This is a genomic window from Plantibacter sp. MCCC 1A11337 (genome assembly GCF_013349365.1).
Classification (GTDB): Bacteria; Actinomycetota; Actinomycetes; order Actinomycetales; family Microbacteriaceae; genus Plantibacter; species Plantibacter flavus_A.
This window is the reverse complement of the sequence record NZ_JABJWX010000003.1, coordinates 374,509-392,089: the sequence shown is the minus strand read 5'-3', so window position 1 is coordinate 392,089 and position 17,581 is coordinate 374,509. Positions and strand designations below refer to the sequence as shown.

The 17,581-nt window shown below is 69.5% G+C and carries 12 protein-coding genes; 2 read left to right on the top strand and 10 right to left on the bottom strand.

Annotation, left to right across the window (positions count from 1 at the left end; all coding sequences use genetic code 11):
* Positions 1–73: 73 nt before the first annotated feature.
* The 4 genes from HOW07_RS13545 to HOW07_RS13530 form a co-directional block, all read right to left on the bottom strand.
* Entirely contained in the window at positions 74–1,831 is a 1,758-nt protein-coding gene (locus tag HOW07_RS13545; protein ID WP_175117458.1) for a glycoside hydrolase family 35 protein, read from the bottom strand.
* 117 nt (positions 1,832–1,948) lie between these two features.
* Positions 1,949–3,301 (bottom strand): sugar ABC transporter substrate-binding protein, encoded by a 1,353-nt coding sequence (locus HOW07_RS13540; protein WP_175117457.1) that lies wholly within the window; start codon positions 3,299–3,301, stop codon positions 1,949–1,951.
* Positions 3,302–3,453: 152 nt separating this feature from the next.
* Complete coding sequence (locus HOW07_RS13535) at positions 3,454–4,404, bottom strand: carbohydrate ABC transporter permease (protein ID WP_064296051.1); 951 nt, start codon at positions 4,402–4,404, stop codon at positions 3,454–3,456.
* On the bottom strand, positions 4,404–5,327 hold the full coding sequence (locus HOW07_RS13530; protein ID WP_064296050.1) for a carbohydrate ABC transporter permease: 924 nt from the start codon (positions 5,325–5,327) through the stop codon (positions 4,404–4,406). The genes HOW07_RS13535 and HOW07_RS13530 overlap by 1 nt, the downstream gene beginning before the upstream one ends.
* A 149-nt stretch (positions 5,328–5,476) precedes the next feature.
* On the opposite strand from HOW07_RS13530, the gene HOW07_RS13525 reads away from it, so the two are divergent.
* Together HOW07_RS13525 and HOW07_RS13520 are read left to right on the top strand one after the other, a co-directional pair.
* Positions 5,477–6,517, top strand: a complete 1,041-nt coding sequence (locus tag HOW07_RS13525; protein WP_254628347.1) for a LacI family DNA-binding transcriptional regulator — start codon at positions 5,477–5,479, stop codon at positions 6,515–6,517.
* 311 nt (positions 6,518–6,828) lie between these two features.
* Entirely contained in the window at positions 6,829–10,737 is a 3,909-nt protein-coding gene (locus tag HOW07_RS13520) for a glycoside hydrolase (RefSeq protein ID WP_175117456.1), read from the top strand.
* A gap of 484 nt (positions 10,738–11,221) precedes the next feature.
* Here HOW07_RS13520 and HOW07_RS13515 read toward each other — a convergent pair whose 3' ends face one another.
* The 6 genes from HOW07_RS13515 to HOW07_RS13490 form a co-directional block, all read right to left on the bottom strand.
* The gene (locus tag HOW07_RS13515; RefSeq protein ID WP_175117455.1) at positions 11,222–11,491 is read right to left on the bottom strand and encodes an HPr family phosphocarrier protein; all 270 of its coding nucleotides are present in this window, start codon (positions 11,489–11,491) and stop codon (positions 11,222–11,224) included.
* 79 nt (positions 11,492–11,570) lie between these two features.
* Positions 11,571–13,613: a fructose-specific PTS transporter subunit EIIC gene (locus HOW07_RS13510; RefSeq protein ID WP_175117454.1), complete on the bottom strand. Its 2,043-nt coding sequence runs from the start codon at positions 13,611–13,613 to the stop codon at positions 11,571–11,573.
* A 123-nt stretch (positions 13,614–13,736) separates the two neighbouring features.
* Positions 13,737–14,738, bottom strand: coding sequence for a 1-phosphofructokinase family hexose kinase (locus HOW07_RS13505; protein WP_175117453.1), 1,002 nt, complete (start codon positions 14,736–14,738; stop codon positions 13,737–13,739).
* Positions 14,735–15,523: a DeoR/GlpR family DNA-binding transcription regulator gene (locus tag HOW07_RS13500; RefSeq protein ID WP_175117452.1), complete on the bottom strand. Its 789-nt coding sequence runs from the start codon at positions 15,521–15,523 to the stop codon at positions 14,735–14,737. The genes HOW07_RS13505 and HOW07_RS13500 overlap by 4 nt, the downstream gene beginning before the upstream one ends.
* A gap of 257 nt (positions 15,524–15,780) precedes the next feature.
* Positions 15,781–16,806 carry an HTTM domain-containing protein gene (locus tag HOW07_RS13495; RefSeq protein WP_175117451.1) on the bottom strand — a complete coding sequence of 342 codons (1,026 nt, stop codon included), beginning with the start codon at positions 16,804–16,806 and terminating at the stop codon, positions 15,781–15,783.
* Positions 16,803–17,570: a DUF5819 family protein gene (locus tag HOW07_RS13490; protein WP_175117450.1), complete on the bottom strand. Its 768-nt coding sequence runs from the start codon at positions 17,568–17,570 to the stop codon at positions 16,803–16,805. Before HOW07_RS13490 ends, HOW07_RS13495 begins: the two co-directional genes overlap by 4 nt.
* Positions 17,571–17,581 lie beyond the last annotated feature (11 nt).

Here is a 17,581-nt window from a genome sequence, read left to right as displayed (position 1 = left end):
GACAGGGGTCAGGGACCGGGTGGTGCGGTCGGCGCCGCGCCTGTGCGGGCGACGCCGACCGGATCGTGGGCGGCTAGAACTCGGTCGGGCCGAGCGAGGGGCGGGCGAGGAATGAGAGCGTCGGCGTGGTGAGCGCATGGAACTCGAACACCGTGAAGCGGTTCTCCCCGGCACGGAGCTGGCCGCCGGGGACGTAGAGCGTGTGCTGCGGCCCCCGCGACCAGTAGCGGCCGAGCAGGAAGCCGTTCACCCAGACGAGTCCCTTGCCCCAGGCCGCGGTGTCGAGGAACAGGTCGGTGGGCGCGTCGAGCGTGACGGTGGCGGTGAGCAGGACCGGCCCGGCACCGCTGATCGTGTCGTCGGACGTCCGCGTGGCTGCGGCGTCCACGACGGCGTCGAGGCGGTCGAGGGCCACGGGCGCGATGCCCCACGACGTGAGGTCCACGCCGTCGAGCGACACGGGCCCGATGATCCCCTTCGGCTCCCCCAGGCGCTTGCCGTAGTTCACGCGGCCCTGGTTCTCGAGGAGGAGTTCGAGCGTCTCACCCGCCGGGATCACGATCGACCGCTCCTTGAACTCGCGGGTGAGTGCACCGACCGGCACGCCGTCGACGGAGACGATCACGCGGTCGCGCACCTCGGCGAACCGGAGCACCCCGCCGCGTCCACCGAGCGACGCCCGGTATCGCGCCAGACCGCTGAACGCTCCGAGTTCGTCCATCGTGGGGATCCGGTCGAACGCCTGCAGCGGTGCGATCTCGTCGGCCACGTCCGCGAACGGGACCTCCTGCTCGAAGGACGCGGTGAACGCCGGGGCATCCGTCGCAGCCGGCGGGATCTCCGTCGGCACCTCGGCGTACTTCGCGATCACGTCGCGGAAGGCGAAGAACTTCTCCGTCGGGTGGCCCGCCTCGTCGAGGGGCGCGTCGTAGTCGTAGGAGGTGACATGCGAGCGGTACTGCCCCTTGTCGTTCGCGCCGCCGGTGAACCCGAAGTTCGTGCCGCCGTGGAACATGTAGATGTTCACGGACGCGCCGGCCGCGAGGAGCGCGTCGAGGTCCGCTGCCGTCTCCGCGACGGGCGTCGTGTGGTGGTGCTCGCCCCAGTGGTCGAACCAGCCGTCCCAGAACTCCGAGCACATGAGCGGCCCGGTCGGTTGGTGCTCGCGCAAGGTCGCGAGGCGTTCGAGCGAGCGGCTGCCGAAGGAGGCGGTCTTGTGGAGTTCGGGGATACTCCCGTCTTCGAGCATCTCGGGTGTGGGCTGGTCGACGGTCGTCAGCGGCACCGTGATGCCGAGCTCGCGGGTCCACGCGGTCAGCGTCCGGAGGTAGTCGTGGTCGTCGCCGTAGGCGCCGTACTCGTTCTCGACCTGCACGAGGATGACGGGACCGCCGCGGTCGATCTGCAGCGGCGCGATGATCGGCAGCAGCGCCTCGAAGTACTCGCGGACGGCGGCCAGGTAGCGGGGCTCGCTGCGACGGAGGCCGAGCTCGGGGTCGTGCAGCAGCCAGCCGGGGAGGCCGCCGTTGTCCCACTCGGCGCAGATGTAGGGGCCGGGACGCACGATCGCGTACAGACCGGCGTCGGCGACGAGGCCGAGGAAGCGTTCGAGGTCGTTCACGCCCGTGGTGTCGAACACGCCGCGCTCGGGGCTGTGCTGGTTCCACGCGACGTAGGTCTCGATGGTGTTGAGGCCCATGAGCTTCGCCTTCGCGATGCGGTCCGCCCACTGCTCGGGGTGCACCCGGAAGTAGTGGAGGGCTCCGGAGAGGATCCGGAACGGCTGACCGTCGAGCAGGAAGTCGTCGTCGCCGATGGAGAAGGTGGGCATGCTGGGGCTCCGTGATGAAGGGGTGCGGATGGAGCGACCACGGCCGGCCGGAGCGGATCCCGGAGGACCCTCCGACCGGCCGCGGTCGATGGTGCTGGTGCTACAGGTGCCGTTCGGCTACTTCTCGGTGACCGTGAAGCCCTGCGTGTTGCCGTACTCGACGAGCTGCTTCTGCCAGTCGGCGAGACCGTCGTTCAGGTCGGCCTTGTTCGCGTAGAACTGTCCGACGGTGTCGGCGAAGATGCTGTTCGCGTAGACCTGGTAGGGCAGGTACTGCCAACCGGTCGACACGTCCTTCGCGCCCTGCACGAGGACCTCGTTGATCTTCTGGCCGCCGAAGTACTCGGGAGCTGCGGAGAGGAACGCGTCGGAGTTCAGGTCGGCGGTCGTCGCCGGGAAGCCACCGTTGTCGAGGAAGACCTTGACGCTGTCCTCGTCGTTGTTCAGCCACTTGAGGAAGCCCGCGGCGAGCGCCGGGTTCTTGCTCTGCTTCAGCACGACCTGGCCACCGCCACCGTTCTCGGCGTTGGCGGGCTTGCCGTCGTAGGTCGGGATCGGGGCGACGCGCCACTGGCCGGAGGCCTCGGCGACGGACGACTCGAGCACACCGGGCATCCAGGCGCCCGTGATGAGCGTCGCGATGCTGCCGTTGCCGAGCGACTTGTACCAGTCGTCGCTCCACCCGGGGACGTCGGAGAGCAGGTCGCCCTCAACGAGCTGGTTCCAGGTGTCGGCCCACTTCTTGGAGCCCTCGTCGGCGAGGTTGACGCTCACCTTGGTGCCGTCGGCGGTGAACGGACGTCCGCCGGCCTGCCAGATCATGCTGGTCGCGAAGCCGGAGTCACCGGAGTCGTTGGTGATGTACTTCGACGGGTCGGCCGCGTGCAGCTGTGCGGCTGCCGCGATGTACTCGTCCCAGGTGGTCGGCACGGCGATGCCGTACTGGTCGAACACCGTCTTGTTGTAGAACATGGCCATGGGGCCGGAGTCCTGCGGGAGGGCGTAGAGGCCGTCGCCGATGTTGACGGAGCTCCACGGGCCGGGGCTGTAGTCGTCCTTCAGGTCGCCGAAGCCGTAGGCGTTGAGGTCGACGAGGGAGTCGCTGAGCGCGAACTGCGGGATGGCGTAGTACTCGACCTGCGCGACGTCGGGGGCACCCTTACCGGCCTTGATCGCGTTCTGCAGCTTCGTGTACTCGGTGGTGTTGGTGCCGGCGTTGACGAGGTTGACCTTGACCTTGGGGTAGGCCTTCTCGAACGCGGCGACCTGCGCCTCGGCGGAGGGCGTCCAGGACCAGTAGGTGATCTCGCCACCGGCTTCGAGGGCGGACTCGATGTCCTTGGCGTCGCCCGAGGCGGTGCTGCCGCCGCCGGACGAGCAGGCGACGAGCGAGGCTCCGATCATCGCGGACGCGACGGCCGCCGTGGCCGCGCGGCGCAGAACCGTGCGAGACGGTGAGATGCGCTTCATGGGTGTTTCCTTTCACTGCGTTGGGAGGAGGAGGTGATGCCCCGGTCCCTGCCCTTCGACAAGCTCAGGAACCGCTTGTCGAAGAGTGGTGCCCTTCGACAGGCTCAGGGACCGGTTGGTGATGCGGTGGTGCGGGTTGGGAACGGCGGGGATCAGCCCTTGACGCTGCCGGCGCTCAGGCCGGACTGCCAGAAGCGCTGCAGGAAGAGGAACGCGATGACGATCGGGACGATGGTCAGGAGCGATCCGGTGATCACGAGGTTGAAGATCGGTTGTGCGGCGACACCGGTGGCCTGGGCGCTCCACTGGCTGAGCCCGACGGTGAGCGGATACCAGGTCGGCTCCGACAGCATGATGAGCGGCAGGAAGTAGTTGTTCCAGGTCGCGACGATCGCGAAGAGGAGCACCGTGACGATGCCGGGGCCGAGGAGTCGCAGTGAGATCGTGAAGAAGGTGCGGAACTCCCCCGCGCCGTCCATGCGGGCGGCCTCGAGCAGTTCGGTCGGGACCGCGTCGACCGCGTAGGTCCAGATGAGGTACAGGCCGAACGGGCTGACGAGCGAGGGCAGGATGACGGCCCACGGCGTGTTCGTGAGGCCGAGCTGGCTGAACATCAGGAAGGTCGGGACGGCGAGCGCCGTGCCCGGCACTGCGATGGAGCCGAGGATGATCGCGAAGACGGCGCGCTTGCCGGGGAAGCGGAACTTCGCGAGGCCGTAGCCGCCGATCGTGGCGAGCAGCGTCGCCCCACCGGCACCGACCACCACGTAGAGCAGTGTGTTGCCGAACCAGCCGACGAACTGCCCGTCGCGGTAGGTGAGGGTGTCGACGATGTTCTGCCAGAGGTTGAACCCGCCGTCGCCGAACCAGAGGCCGAAAGAGGTGAAGAGGTCGGGCTGGGACTTCGTCGCGTTGATGACGAGCCACAGGATCGGGACGACCGAGTAGATGAGGAAGACGGCCATGACGATCGTGAGGACGATCGAGCGCTTGCGGCGCGGGTCGTGGCGCTTCCGGGTGGGCCGGTCGAAGGCACGCGGGTTGCGGGCGGTCCTGGTCGACACGGTCTGCGGACGGACGGTCGGGTTCGAGACGGTGGCCATCAGCTGTTCTCCTGTCGGGAGCCGCGCACCTGCACGACGTAGGCGATGACGGCGGTGATGACGCCCATGATGATCGCGACCGTCGCCGCGAGGTTGAACTGCTGGCCGGCGAAGGACAGGTTGTAGGCGTACATGTTCGGGGTGAAGTTGCTCGTGATCACGTTGGGCGCGAGGTTCTTCAGCAGGTTCGGCTCGTTGAAGAGCTGGAACGAGCCGATGACGGAGAAGATCGTCGCGATGACGAGGGCTCCGCGGAGGGCGGGGATCTTGATGCTGAAGACGGTGCGGAACTGTCCGGCCCCGTCGATCTCGGCCGCCTCGTAGATCTCACCGGGCACGACGCGGAGGGCGGCGTAGAAGATGAGCATGTTGTAGCCCATGAACTCCCACGTCACGATGTTGCCGATGGAGGCGAGGACGGCCTGGGAGCTGAACGGCTCGAGGATCTGGGCGCCGACGAGGTCGTTGAAGCTACCGGCGAGACCGAACTGGTCGCCGTAGATGAAGCCCCAGATGAGCGCCGCGACGACGCCCGGGACGGCGTACGGCAGGAAGAGCGCGATGCGGAAGAAGGCGGCGCCGTGGAGCCTGGCGCTGTCGAGCGCGAGCGCGGCGGTGAGCGACAGGGCGAGCATGATCGGCACCTGCACGACGAAGAACAGTGCGACGCGACCGAACGGCTCCCAGAACTTCGGGTCCTGGAGGACCTGGGCGTAGTTCTCGAAACCGACGAAGGCGTTGCCGCCGATGAGCTTCTCCTGGAAGAAGCTGAGGTAGAGCGCGTAGACGAGCGGGGCGATGATCATCAGCGCGAAGACGATCATGAAGGGGGCGATGAACGCCCAGCCCTTCCAATCCCGGCGGTCGCGTCGGTGGACACGGACCGCTGGTGGCCGGCCGGTGCGAGCGGTCGTGGTGGTCATGGGCAGCTTCCTTGCTGGGATTCGGGCGGAACCGTCGTGCGGTGGAGCCGTGCGGGGAGGGATCGCGATGGATGTTTACGTCAACATCTGATCGGTACCATAGCATGTTCACGTCAACATGCAAGGATGGATGCGACGATAGGGAGACCATGACGGACACCACCCGGAGAGCGCCTGGCCGCACCAGGCGAGCACCGTCGATGGCGGACGTCGCGGCGCACGCCGGCGTCTCCTCGCAGACCGTCTCCCGCGTCGCGAACGGCCTGACCAACGTCGACGACGGCACCCGCGACCGCGTGCTCGAGGCGATGACCGAGCTCGGCTACCGCCCGAACAAGGCCGCGCGAGCGTTGCGGTCGGGGCGCACCCGCAGCATCGGGATCACGATGTTCACGCTCTCCTCCTACGGCAACATGCGCACGCTCGACGCGATCACGGTCCAGGCCGCACGGGCCGGCTACTCGGTCACGGTCGTCCCCGTCGAGTACCCCACGCAACGCGATGTCGCGGTCGCCCTCGACAGCCTCCGCGAGCAGGACGTCGACGGACTCATCATCGTCATCGAGTCGCACATCGTCGACGGCGCCGACGTCGAACTCCCCTCCGGCCTGCCGGTCGTCGTCATCGACTCCGCGGCACGCACCGACTACCCGGTCGTCGACAACGACCAGGCGCAGGGCGCCGCGCTCGCCACCCAGCACCTGCTCGACCTCGGACACCAGGGCGTGTGGCACATCGCCGGCCCCCGCACCTCGTACTCGGCGGCTCGACGCGAGCAGAGCTGGGCCGACACGCTGCGCGAGGCCGGCATCACGCCGCCGCCCGCGTTCCGTGGCGACTGGTCGACGACCTCGGGGTACGAGATCGGCCTCGAGATCGCCGAGCGCCCGGAGATCACGGCCGTGTTCGCGTCGAACGACCAGATGGCGCTCGGACTCCTGCGCGCCCTGCACGAGCGCGGGCGTGCGGTCCCGGAGTCGATCAGCGTCGTCGGCTTCGACGACACCCCGGAGTCGGACTCGTTCTGGCCACCGCTCACGACGGTGCACCAGGACTTCGACGAGATCGGACGCCGGGCGATCACCACCCTCCTCCGCGAGATCGAGGAGGGCCCGCAGCTCTCCACCGAGCCCCTCACGCCGACGTCCCTCGTCGTCCGCGCGAGCACGGCTCCCCCACCCGCGCACTGAGGCGAGCGAGACACTCCACGCTGTCATTGAGCCCGTCGAAATGCTCACGGCCACACCTCGACCAGCTCGGCGAGAGAATCCCCGGTCACTGAGCCTGTCGAAATGCAACCTCCGCACTTCGACAGGCTCAGTGACCGGAACGGGGACCTCAGTGACCGGAACGGGGACCTCAGTGACCGGCCATCGCTTGACACCCGAGCGAGGGGGCGCCCATACTCGTCGGAAATGTTGACGTGAACACGGCAGTTCGACACCGCTCGATGTTCACGTGAACATCCCCTGTACCATGGCCTCCAACGAAGGAACCACCGATGACACTGCCGTCACCAGTCCGCCGACGAACGATCGGAGCGACCGTCGCCGTCGCCCTCGGCATCGCCGCGATCGCACCAGCACTCGCCACCGTGGACGCCGCTCCTGCGGCCGCTGCGGAGAGCACTCCCCTCACCATCACCCCCAACCCGGCCTACCAGAACGAGGCGTTCGAAGGCTGGGGCACGAGCCTCGTCTGGTTCGCCAACGCCACGGGCGACTACCCCGAGGACGTCCGCCAGGACCTCTTCGACAAGGTGTTCGGCGAGGACGGCCTCAACCTCAACATCGCGCGCTACAACATCGGTGGCGGCAACGCGAGCGACGTCCCGCCCTACCTGCGGGCCGGCGGCGCGGTCGACGGCTGGTGGAACCCGGACCTCGCAGCAAGCGACGCCGACGGCCCCATCACCTCCGACTACGCCGACCGCGACCGCTACGCCGCCGCCTGGGACGCCGACGACCCGGCCTCCTACGACTTCGACGCCGACGAGACCCAGCGCTGGTGGCTCACGGCACTCAAGGACAAGATCACCAAGTGGGAGGCGTTCAGCAACTCCCCGCCGTACTTCATGACCGAGAGCGGCTACGCGTCGGGCAACTTCAACGCCGCCGACGAGCAGCTGAAGCCGGAGAGCGTCGACGACTTCGTCGCCTACCTCGCCACCGTCGTCGACCACCTCGAGGCCGACACCGGTGTCGACTTCGACACCATCGACCCCTTCAACGAGCCGAACACGAACTACTGGGGCACCCAGATCGACGAGGCCACCGGTTGGCCGAAGGGCGGACGCCAGGAGGGTGCACACATCGGCCCGGCCATGCAGGACACCGTCATCAAGGCCCTCGCCGAGCGCCTCGCCGCCGAGGGCACCTCGACCGAGGCCGTCATCGCGGCCATGGACGAGACCAACCCCGGCATCTTCGCGACGAACTGGAACGGCTGGTCGCAGACCGCCAAGGACCTCGTCACGCAGCTCAACGTCCACAGCTACGGCCAGGGCGGCAGCGTCGTCGCGCGCGACATCGCGAAGACCGCCGGCAAGCCGCTGTGGATGAGCGAGGTCGAGGGCAACTGGGACTCCAGCGGCAAGCACAACCTCACGAACATCGACAACGGCATCGGTATGGCCACGCACCTCATCGACGACCTCCGCAACCTGGAGCCGACCGCGTGGGTGCTCTGGCAGCCCGTCGAGGACCTCTACAACATGGAGAAGGTCGAGAAGCTCAACTGGGGCAGCGTCCTCATCGACTTCGACTGCAACGCCGAGGGCGACTCCGAGCGACGTATCGCCGACGGCGACGCCGACCCGAGCTGCTCCGTGAAGACGAACGCGAAGTACAACACGCTCCGCAACTTCACCCACTACGTGCAGCCCGGTGACCACCTCATCCCCTCCACCGACGCGCAGACCACCACAGCGCTCCGTGCCGACGGCACCGGCGCGACCCTCGTGCACGCCAACCCGTCGACCTCGGCTCGGACGATCACGATCGACCTGTCGAAGTTCGCGGACATCGCTCCCGGCGCGACGGTCACGCCGATCGTGACGACGGAGTCCCCCGCGGACGACGTCACCGCCAACGCACTCGTGCGGGGCGACGCCGTGTCGATCGACCCGGTGACCAAGCAGGCGACACTCACCGTCCCGGCGAAGTCGGTCACCACCTTCCTCGTCGACGGCGCGACCGGTGTCGCAGCCGATGCGGCACCGTTCCAGGACGGGCACGCCTACCAGCTCGTCGGCAAGCAGAGCGCCAAGGCGTTCACCGCAGCAGCCTCGACCGGGACCGTCCCGGCCGGCACGATCACCCCGCGTGCCTCCGACGCCACGACCGGTGCCGCACAGGTGTGGACCGCCGAGCGACTCTCGGGCGGCGGCACGAACACCGACCGCTACGCCGTCCGCAGCTCGTCCGGAGCACTCCTCTCCGCGAACTCCGCCGGCACCTCGCTCGTCGCTGCGACGCGGGAACAGGCTGCGGCCGACCCCTCGCTGCAGTGGATCCCGACGACGACCGACGGCTCCGAGTGGAGCCTCGTGAACGTCGGCACCAGCCAGGCCCTCGAGGTCGGCGGGCAGTCCACCGCCACGGGTGCCGCCGTCGGCGTCTACCAGTCGAACAACGGCGCGAACCAGACCTGGAGCTTCGTCGACACCGCCCTCACCGGGGTGCAGCCGGTCACGCTGCAGACCGTCGCCGGTGTTCCGGCGGCGCTGCCCGCGACCGTGGTGCCGCTGTACGGCGCGGTCCAGGGCGCTCCGGTGCCGGTCACCTGGGACACCTCCGCCGTGGACTGGAACACGCCGGGCACGATCGTCGTGAACGGTTCCGGCACCGACGGGTGGGGTGCGGCGTTCGCCGCGCAGGCCACCGTCGACATCGGCGGCTTCACCACCACCGAGCCGGTCTCCCTGACGGTCGCCGCCGGGTCGCCGGCGAGCGCCGTCATCGGTGCGGCACCGACGACGGTCCCGGCGCAGATCGGCGCGAGTGCCAACCGCTTCGACACGCCCGTCACCTGGGACTTCAGCACCCTCGACGACGCCGACCTCGCCGACACCGGTGTGGTGCAGGTTCGCGGTGCGGCTGCGTCGAACGACCCGGCCGCGGCACCGATCGACGCGCTCCTGTCGATCATCGTCACGGCGCCCGGCGAGCGGAACATCGCGCCGGACGCCACGACCGTCGCGAGTGCGACGTCCACCGAGTCCGGCTACCCCGCGAGCAACACGAAGAACGGTGTGCGGAACGACAAGGGCTGGTCGAACTGGCGCTCGTCGAACAAGCCTGCGAGCGACACCCTGAGCTACGAGCTCGGCGGTGAGCACACGATCGAGCACGTCACCTTCTACGCCTACAAGGACGGGAGCACCAACAGCTGGCCGAGTGCGTTGACCGTGCAGTTCCGAGACGCCGACGGCGCGTGGATCGACGCTCCGGGCGGTGCGGTCGCTGTGCCGGTCCCGACCGATGGGACGGCTCCGATCGTCGACGTCGACCTCGGTGGCGTCACGACGAGTGCCGTCCGTGTCGTGATGACGGCGTACGCGAACACCCACCTGGTCGTCTCGGAGGTCGAGATCTACGCGCTCGCACCGTCGGTAGCGACCGAGGCGAGCCTCGCCGCGCTGCGGGTGAACGGCACGCCGGTCGAGGGCTTCGACGCAGGCGTCCTCGAGTACGAGGTGCCGCTGGCAGGGTCCGCCGACCCGGTGGTCGACGCCATCCCGGCCGACCGCGACGCGACGGTCACGATCGAGCCCCTCGAAGCGGCACCGGCGGCTACCGCCCGCGCTGCGGCTGACGCGACCGACGGTGTCGTCATCACGGTGACGGCGGCTGACGGGGTGACCACGCAGTCGACGACGATCACCTTCGCCCGGACGGCGGTCGCGACTGCGACGCTGTCGAGCGTGGCCCGCGAGGGCGTGCCGACGACCGCGGCGGTCGTGGTGGACCCGGAGGACGCCAGCGTGGTCTACGCCTGGCTGCTCGACGACGAGGTCGTGGACGGTGCCGACACGGCGACGTTCACGCCGCCCGCCGGCAGTGCGGGTGCCGCGCTCGCGGTGCGGGTCACGGTCTCGGCCGATGGCTTCGCGCCGGTGGAGACGACGTCCTCGCCGGTGACGGTGCTCGCCGCCGCGGTGGACCCGGGGACCGATCCCGGAACCGACCCGGGGACGAACCCCGGGACCGGTCCCGGCACGGGCTCCGGTGGTGGCGCGGTCGGTGGTGGTGACGGCACGAGCTCGCCCTCGGGTGGTTCGGCCGCCGGCGCCGACTCGCTGTCGCGCACGGGCGTGGACGTATCGGGCGTCGGGCTCGTCGCGCTGCTCCTCGGCCTCGTCGGCTTCGCCTCGGTGCTGCTCGCGCGTCGCCGCCGCTCCGCCGAGTAGCTCGCTCCTGACGAACCCCGTCACCCGTCGTCTCGGGTGGCGGGGTTCGTCCCGTGTCCGCAACCGCGCGGCTCTCCGGGGGCACTTCGACAAGCTCAGTGACCGGAATGGTTCCACGCTCCCTGAGCCTGTCGAAGGGCCCACGATCAACCACGTACGACACGAAACGGTTCCCCGCGAGCACTTCGACAAGCTCAGTGACCGGAATGGTTCCACGCTCCCTGAGCCTGTCGAAGGGCCCACGATCAACCACGTACGACACGAGACGGCTCCCCGCGAGCACTTCGACAAGCTCAGCGACCGGAGTGGGAAGCTCAGTGACCGGAATGGGGAGCTCAGTGACCGGAACGGGGAGCTCGGTGACCGGAATGGGAAGCTCAGCGACTGGAACGGTTCCCACGCTCCCTGAGCCTGTCGAAGGGCCCACGAGGAAGCCCCGCCGTCCGAGATGACTCGGGCGGCGGGGCTTCGTGGTGCGGGGTGACTACTCGGCGTCGAGGTCCGTCTCGAGGAGACCGGCGAGCTCGGCGAGCGCCGCGTCGGCACCCTCACCCTCGGCGCGGAGGGTGACGACGTCGCCGTTGGTGGCGCCGAGGCTCATGATCGTGAGGATGCTCGAGGCGTCGAGCGGGCCCGAGTCGCCCAGCTCGATCGTGACGGGCACCGGCTGGCGCTTGACCGTCTCGATGAAGAGCTTGGCGGGGCGGGCGTGCAGCCCGACGCGGCTGGCGATGGTGGCTTGGCGTTCGGCCATGGTGATGCTCCTTCTGCGGTTCGGTTGGTGCCGGCCGGACCAGTGGATCAGGTCAGGCTGTGGATCGGACGGGTACGGATCAGACGGTCGCGGGCACGGTGGCGGCCGCGTGGGCTGCCGTGTCGGCACCCTCCACCGGGCGACGACGGGCGAACCGCTTGAGCAGGACGACGGCGACCGCGGTGATGACGGTGCCGATCGCGACCGACAGGACGAACATCCCGATGTTGCCGATGGCGAAGAACACGAAGATGCCACCGTGCGGTGCCTGCGAGGTGACACCGGTCGCCATGATGAGCGCGCCGGTGGCGGCACCACCGAGGATCGACGCCGGGATGACGCGGAACAGGTCGGCCGCGGCGAACGGGATCGCACCCTCGCTGATGAACGCGGCACCGAGCAGCCAGGCGGCCTTGCCGTTCTCCCGCTCGACCGCGGTGAACGAACGACGGCTGAGGACGGTCGAGGCGAGCGCCATCGCGAGCGGGGGCACCATGCCGGCGGCCATGACGGCGGCCATGATCTGCCACGGTGCCTGGTTGGCGAGCGTGCCAGCACCGAGACCGGCGACGGCGAACGAGTACGCGACCTTGTTGACGGGGCCGCCGAGGTCGAAGGCCATCATCGTGCCGAGGATCACGCCGAGCAGGATCGCGGAGACACCGGTGAGGCCGGAGAGCCAGCCGTTGAGGCCGTTCATGAGCGCGGCGATCGGGCCGCCGAGGACGAGGATCATGAGACCGGACGCGACGATCGAACCGACCAGCGGGATGATCACGACGGGCATCAGCCCCCGCAACCACCGCGGCACGTTCAGGCGACCGAGGCCGTAGGCGACACCACCGGCGAGCAGACCACCGACGAGCCCGCCGAGGAAGCCGGCGCTCATGAGCAGCGCGACGGCACCGGCGACGAACCCGGGTGCGATGCCCGGTCGGTCGGCGATGGCGAAGGCGATGAAGCCCGCGAGGGCGGGGACGAGGAAGCCCATCGAGGCGGCGCCGATGGAGAACGCGACCGCGCCGAGGTAGGCGCCGAGGCCGCCGGCCGGCAGGTTCGCGAGGCTGTTCTCGACGATGATCTTGCCGGCGTTCTCGGTGATGTCGTAGCCCCCGAGGAGGAAGCCGAGGGCGATGAGCAGACCGCCACCGGCGACGAACGGGATCATGTAGCTGACACCGGTGAGCAGCCAGCGCTTGATCGACTGACCGACGTTGGCGTCCTTCTTGTCCGACGTCGACGCGGAGGCGTCACCGGCGGCGGCGGCGACCCGCGGGGCGTTCGGGTTCGAGATCGCGGCGACCGCGTCGTTGATGAGCTGTTCCGGGGCGTCGATGCCGCGCTTCACGGGAGCCTTGATGACGGGCTTCCCGGCGAAGCGCGTGACGTCGCGGACGTCCACGTCGACGGCGAAGATGACCGCCTGCGCCTTCGCGACGACGTCGGCGGGCAGCGGGGTCGCACCGGAGGCGCCCTGCGTCTCGACGTGCAGCTCGACACCGAGGCGCTTGGCGGTGGCGGCGAGCGAGTCGGCCGCCATGTAGGTGTGGGCGATACCCGTCGCACACGAGGTGACCGCGATGAGCACGGGCCGTGCGGTCTGGTCGCCGGCCTCGACGGGAGCCGTCGCGGCGCGCTCGGCCGCAGGAGCCGCTGCCTGCTTGGGCGCGTCGCTGAGTGCGCCGTCGACGAGGGCGACCACCGCGGCGGCGTCGGGCGCCTCACGCAGCGAGGTCACGAACTCGGGCTTGATGAGCGAACGGGCGAGCTTCGACAGCAGGGCGAGGTGCGCCTGGTCGGCGCCGTCCGGAGCCGCGATGAAGAAGAGGAGGTCGGCCGGGCCGTCGTCGGAGCCGAAGTCGACGAGCGGCGAGACCCGGGCCATCGCGAGCGTCGGCTCGGTGACAGCGGTCGAACGGCAGTGCGGGATCGCGATGCCGCCGGGGATGCCGGTGTCGGTCTTGCTCTCCCGCGCCCAGGCGTCGGCGAAGAGGGCCTCGGTGTCGGTGGCACGGCCGGCACGGACGACGAGCTCGGCGAGCGCGCGGATGACACCCGCGCGATCGGTGCCGAGGTCGGCGTCGAGGGCGACGAGCCCTGGGGTGATGAGTGGGGTGGACATCTGGGTTCTCCTTCGAAACGGATGCTGGTGCTTCGGGTGGTCGGGGTGGCCCTTCGACAAGCTCAGGGACCGGGGGGGGGTGGGCGGTCAGGGACCGGGGTGGCGGTCAGGGACCGGGGACGGTCAGGGGACGGATGGGATCCGCTGCGGGAGCTGGACGACGTCGATCGCGGCGGCGTCCGTCCCGCTGAGCGCCGGTACATCGCTGCCGGGGAGGGCCGCGGCAGCGGCTCCGTGGGCGACGGCCTGCGCGAGGCGTGCTGCAGGGGCGAGACCTGCGGTTCGGGCGATCAGGTAGCCGGCGAGGGAGGAGTCCCCCGCGCCGACGGTGCTGCGCGCGACGATCTTCGGGGCCCGGGCCGACCAGGCGGTGTCACCCTCCACGAGGACGGCTCCTCGGGAGCCGAGCGTGACGAGGACGGCGGCGACCGGGCCGGGTCGGTCCGCGGCGCCGATGAGCGTGGCGGCGACGGACGCGGCGAGCGCCGGGTCCGCCTCGATCTCGTCGCCGGACGCGGTGCCGGTGAGTTCGGCGAGTTCGGCGCCGTTCGGTTTGATGAGGTCGACGCGCTCCCCGGTGGCGGCGAAGGCGGCGAGGAGGGCGGCGAGCGGCTCCCCCGAGCTGTCGACGGCGACGAGCGGGCGGGTGCCGTCGGTGAGGGCGCGAGCGGCCCGGACGATCCGTGCGTAGAAGTCGGCCGGCAGCCCGGGTGGCAGCGAACCGGCGATGACGAGCCACTCGGCACTCGCGGCGGCACGTGCGGTCGCGTCGACGAGGCGCGCCGCGTCGTCCTCGGTGAGGAGCGGGCCCGGCTCGTTGATCTTCGTGGTGGTGCCGTCGGGCTCGGTGAGCGTGATGTTGCGGCGCACGGGCTGCCCGGTCGGGACGGCGAGGACGTCGATCCCCTGCGCGCGCAGCGACTCGATCATGGGGTCGGTCGATTCACCGGGCAGGACGGCGATGGTCGCCAACTCGGCGGCGGCGATGGCCCGCGAGACGTTGACGCCCTTGCCGCCCGGCTGCTCACGGCTGGCGAGGGCGCGGAGGACCTCACCGCGCTCGACGATGCCGGGGAGCTCCACCGTGTGGTCGAGCGAGGGGTTGGCGGTCAGGGTGATGATCATGCGACGACCACCTCGACACCCGCAGCCTCGAGGGCGTCCCCCAGGGTCGTCGGAACGACCTCGTCGGTGATGACGGTGTCGATCTCGTCGAGGGCGGCGAAGCGGATGAGTGCTTCCTCACCGAGCTTGGCGGCGTCGGCGAGGACGACGGCCCGGCGCGAACCGCGGACGATGGCCGACTTCACGGCACCCTCGAGTTCATCGGGCGTGCTGAGACCGAAGTCGGCGCTGACCCCGTTGGCGCCGACGAAGGCGATGTCGGGGCGGAACCGGCCGAGCTCGTCGACGGTCGTGCTGCCGACCGCTGCGCTCGTGATGCCACGGACGCGGCCACCGAGGAGGTGGAGTTCGACGTGGTCGCAGTGGTGGAGCGTCGCGGCGATCGGGACGGAGTTGGTGATGACCGTGAGCGTCTGGCCGGCGGTGGCCGGGCGCCAGGTGACGAGGAGGTCGGCGAGGTGGGCCGTGGTCGTCCCGGCGTCGATGACGATCGAGCCGCTGAACGTCTCCGGGATCAGTCGGAGGGCAGCACGGGCGATCGTGGCCTTCGCGTCGCTCCGCTGGCCCTGGCGATCGGCGAGGCTGGCCTCGGCGACGGAGGCACGCGCTGCGGAGACGGCGCCGCCGTGGACGCGGCGCAGGACGCCGGAGGTTTCGAGCTGGTCGAGGTCGCGGCGGATCGTCTCGGCGGTGACGCCCAGCTCGCGGGAGACGTCGGCGACGGAGACCCGTCCGCTCGTCTTCACCCGGCTGGTGATGTGCTCGTGCCGCTCCGTCGCGTACATGCGTCGTCCTTGACCTTCGTTTCCGGTGTTGCAGGCTTGCAGTGCGAAGAAAGTATCACACAAACACAGAGAAACACAGATCCAGTCGCGTTCATTCGCCCATTTTTGGGCGAGGGAGCGTTCGTTCGCCCAAAGATGGGCGAACGGAAGGGGACCTCAGGGCGCGAGGGACGGGACCGGCAGGGAGGTGGCGGTCGGCGCAACCGTGGCGCCGACCGCCGGTTCGTCTCGCACCCGAACGTGCGAGACGGCTGGTGTCACGACGGCGAACCGGCCGACGTCGTGACAGGTCTCTCCGTCGCTTGGCGCTCGGGCAGCAGCTGGCGCAGCACTCCCCCGGCGTGCGCCGCCCACCGGCCGACGGCGACCCAACTGCGGTCGCGGACGAACATCAGGTCGAGTGCGATCATCGCGAGCGAGAACGGCCACAGTCCGAGGAAGAGGCCGATGCCGAGGTGCATCAGGATCGTGAAGCCGAGCGCGAGGATCCGCGTCGGCCGCCACAGGATGAGCACCGGGAACAGCAACTGAACCCACACGGACAGGAAGGTGGCCACCCAGACGAACGGTCCGAGCTGCCAGGCGAGGTCGCTCAGCACCGAGAACGGGCGGAACACGTCGAGGACGAGCGAGTAGTAGAACGCCGTGCCCTCACGCCACTCGGGACCCAGGAGCTTGTAGATGCCGGAGTTCACGTAGACGAGCATGATCTGGTACGCGCAGAGCAGGACCGCCGTGTTGTTGGCGGCGTTCGCGAGCCACGACGGGATCGCGAACCGACCGCGCAGGATCGGCCGCGGCGCTCGACCCCGCCGCTTGGTGAGCCACGCGTCGACGGACCAATGACGCGACAGGTCCGCGAACACCAGGAACAGCAGCGTGATGCGGATGATCGTGTCGCCGCCGTTGGTCAGGACCGTGCTGTTGGTCGCGAGCCCCACCCAGAACACGAGGAGGACGGGTGTGACGAACCGGGTCTGCCAGCCGATGAGGAACAGCAGGCCGAGCACGATGAGCACCCCGTAGGCGAGGTCGAAGACGAAGGCGCTGTCCTTCGTGAAGACGAGCTCGAACAGCGGGAACCAGGCGCGACGGTCCGCCTCCGGGTCGACCCACTTCGACGCGACGCCCCAGAGGTAGTGGCGGTCGGCGAGACTCGTGAAGAGGAAGCTGACGATCGCGACACCGTAGAGGATCCGCAGGGCGGAGAGGCTGTAGCCGGCGTGCTTGGCACCCGTGACCCAGCCGGCGAACCGGTCGAACCCGGCACGGACGGCGTTCATCGTGCACCCCCGTAGCGGGCGATGACGTCCCGGTAGACGGCGAGGGTCTCCGGGTCGATGACGTCGTCGACGTGCCGCCAGCCGAAGGTGACGGCGGTGTCGTCGAACTGCTGCTCCTCGGAGAAACGGTTGTCGAAGTCGTTCGGGCGGGTGCGGTCGATCCGCCATCGGACGCGCTCGACGTCCTGGTCGAAGTACGCCGTCGAGAACGCGGTCGCGTACTCCTTGAGCATGTAGTCGTAGCGGAGGAACCGGACGATGTCGCCCTGCCCTGAGCCTGGTGACTTACTGACGGCGTCGAGGTCGGCGATGAGCGACTCGGCCGACTGCGCGCGGTACCCGCCACCGTCGGCGCGCTGGATGAAGGTGTCTCGGACGATCTCTCGCTGCTTGGCGTCGAGCGCGAGGTACCGGGTGTTGTAGGCGAGCATCGCGTTCCACGAGGACTTCTGGATCCGCGACGGCTCGGCGTGACCGGGGACCGCCTGCTGCTCGAGCTTCGTGACGTTGACCCAGTCGGACTTCACGAGCGTGCCGTCGGCGTCGCGCCACTGGGCCTGCACGGAGAAGGTGATGTTCGTCTTCATGATGCTCGGCGCGAAGACGTTCCACTTCTGCGTGAAGTACGGGCCGGCCGCGGCGACGACGGCTCCGCGGACGGGCGTGGTCGGCGAGACGATGACGAGTGTGCCGGCGACGTAGACGCCGATGAGGGCGATCGAGACCGCCGCGGCGATACGTGCGGCCCGCTTCGGTGGGACCACCGGCGCCGGTC

Excerpts from the sequence above, each read along its gene's own strand:
- HOW07_RS13545 (WP_175117458.1), bottom strand. The coding sequence starts at position 1,831 with ATGCCCACCTTCTCCATCGGCGACGACGACTTCCTGCTCGACGGTCAG.
- HOW07_RS13540 (WP_175117457.1), bottom strand. The coding sequence starts at position 3,301 with ATGAAGCGCATCTCACCGTCTCGCACGGTTCTGCGCCGCGCGGCCACG.
- HOW07_RS13535 (WP_064296051.1), bottom strand. The coding sequence starts at position 4,404 with ATGGCCACCGTCTCGAACCCGACCGTCCGTCCGCAGACCGTGTCGACC.
- HOW07_RS13530 (WP_064296050.1), bottom strand. The coding sequence starts at position 5,327 with ATGACCACCACGACCGCTCGCACCGGCCGGCCACCAGCGGTCCGTGTC.
- HOW07_RS13525 (WP_254628347.1), top strand. The coding sequence starts at position 5,477 with ATGACGGACACCACCCGGAGAGCGCCTGGCCGCACCAGGCGAGCACCG.
- HOW07_RS13520 (WP_175117456.1), top strand. The coding sequence starts at position 6,829 with ATGACACTGCCGTCACCAGTCCGCCGACGAACGATCGGAGCGACCGTC.
- HOW07_RS13515 (WP_175117455.1), bottom strand. The coding sequence starts at position 11,491 with ATGGCCGAACGCCAAGCCACCATCGCCAGCCGCGTCGGGCTGCACGCC.
- HOW07_RS13510 (WP_175117454.1), bottom strand. The coding sequence starts at position 13,613 with ATGTCCACCCCACTCATCACCCCAGGGCTCGTCGCCCTCGACGCCGAC.
- HOW07_RS13505 (WP_175117453.1), bottom strand. The coding sequence starts at position 14,738 with ATGATCATCACCCTGACCGCCAACCCCTCGCTCGACCACACGGTGGAG.
- HOW07_RS13500 (WP_175117452.1), bottom strand. The coding sequence starts at position 15,523 with ATGTACGCGACGGAGCGGCACGAGCACATCACCAGCCGGGTGAAGACG.
- HOW07_RS13495 (WP_175117451.1), bottom strand. The coding sequence starts at position 16,806 with ATGAACGCCGTCCGTGCCGGGTTCGACCGGTTCGCCGGCTGGGTCACG.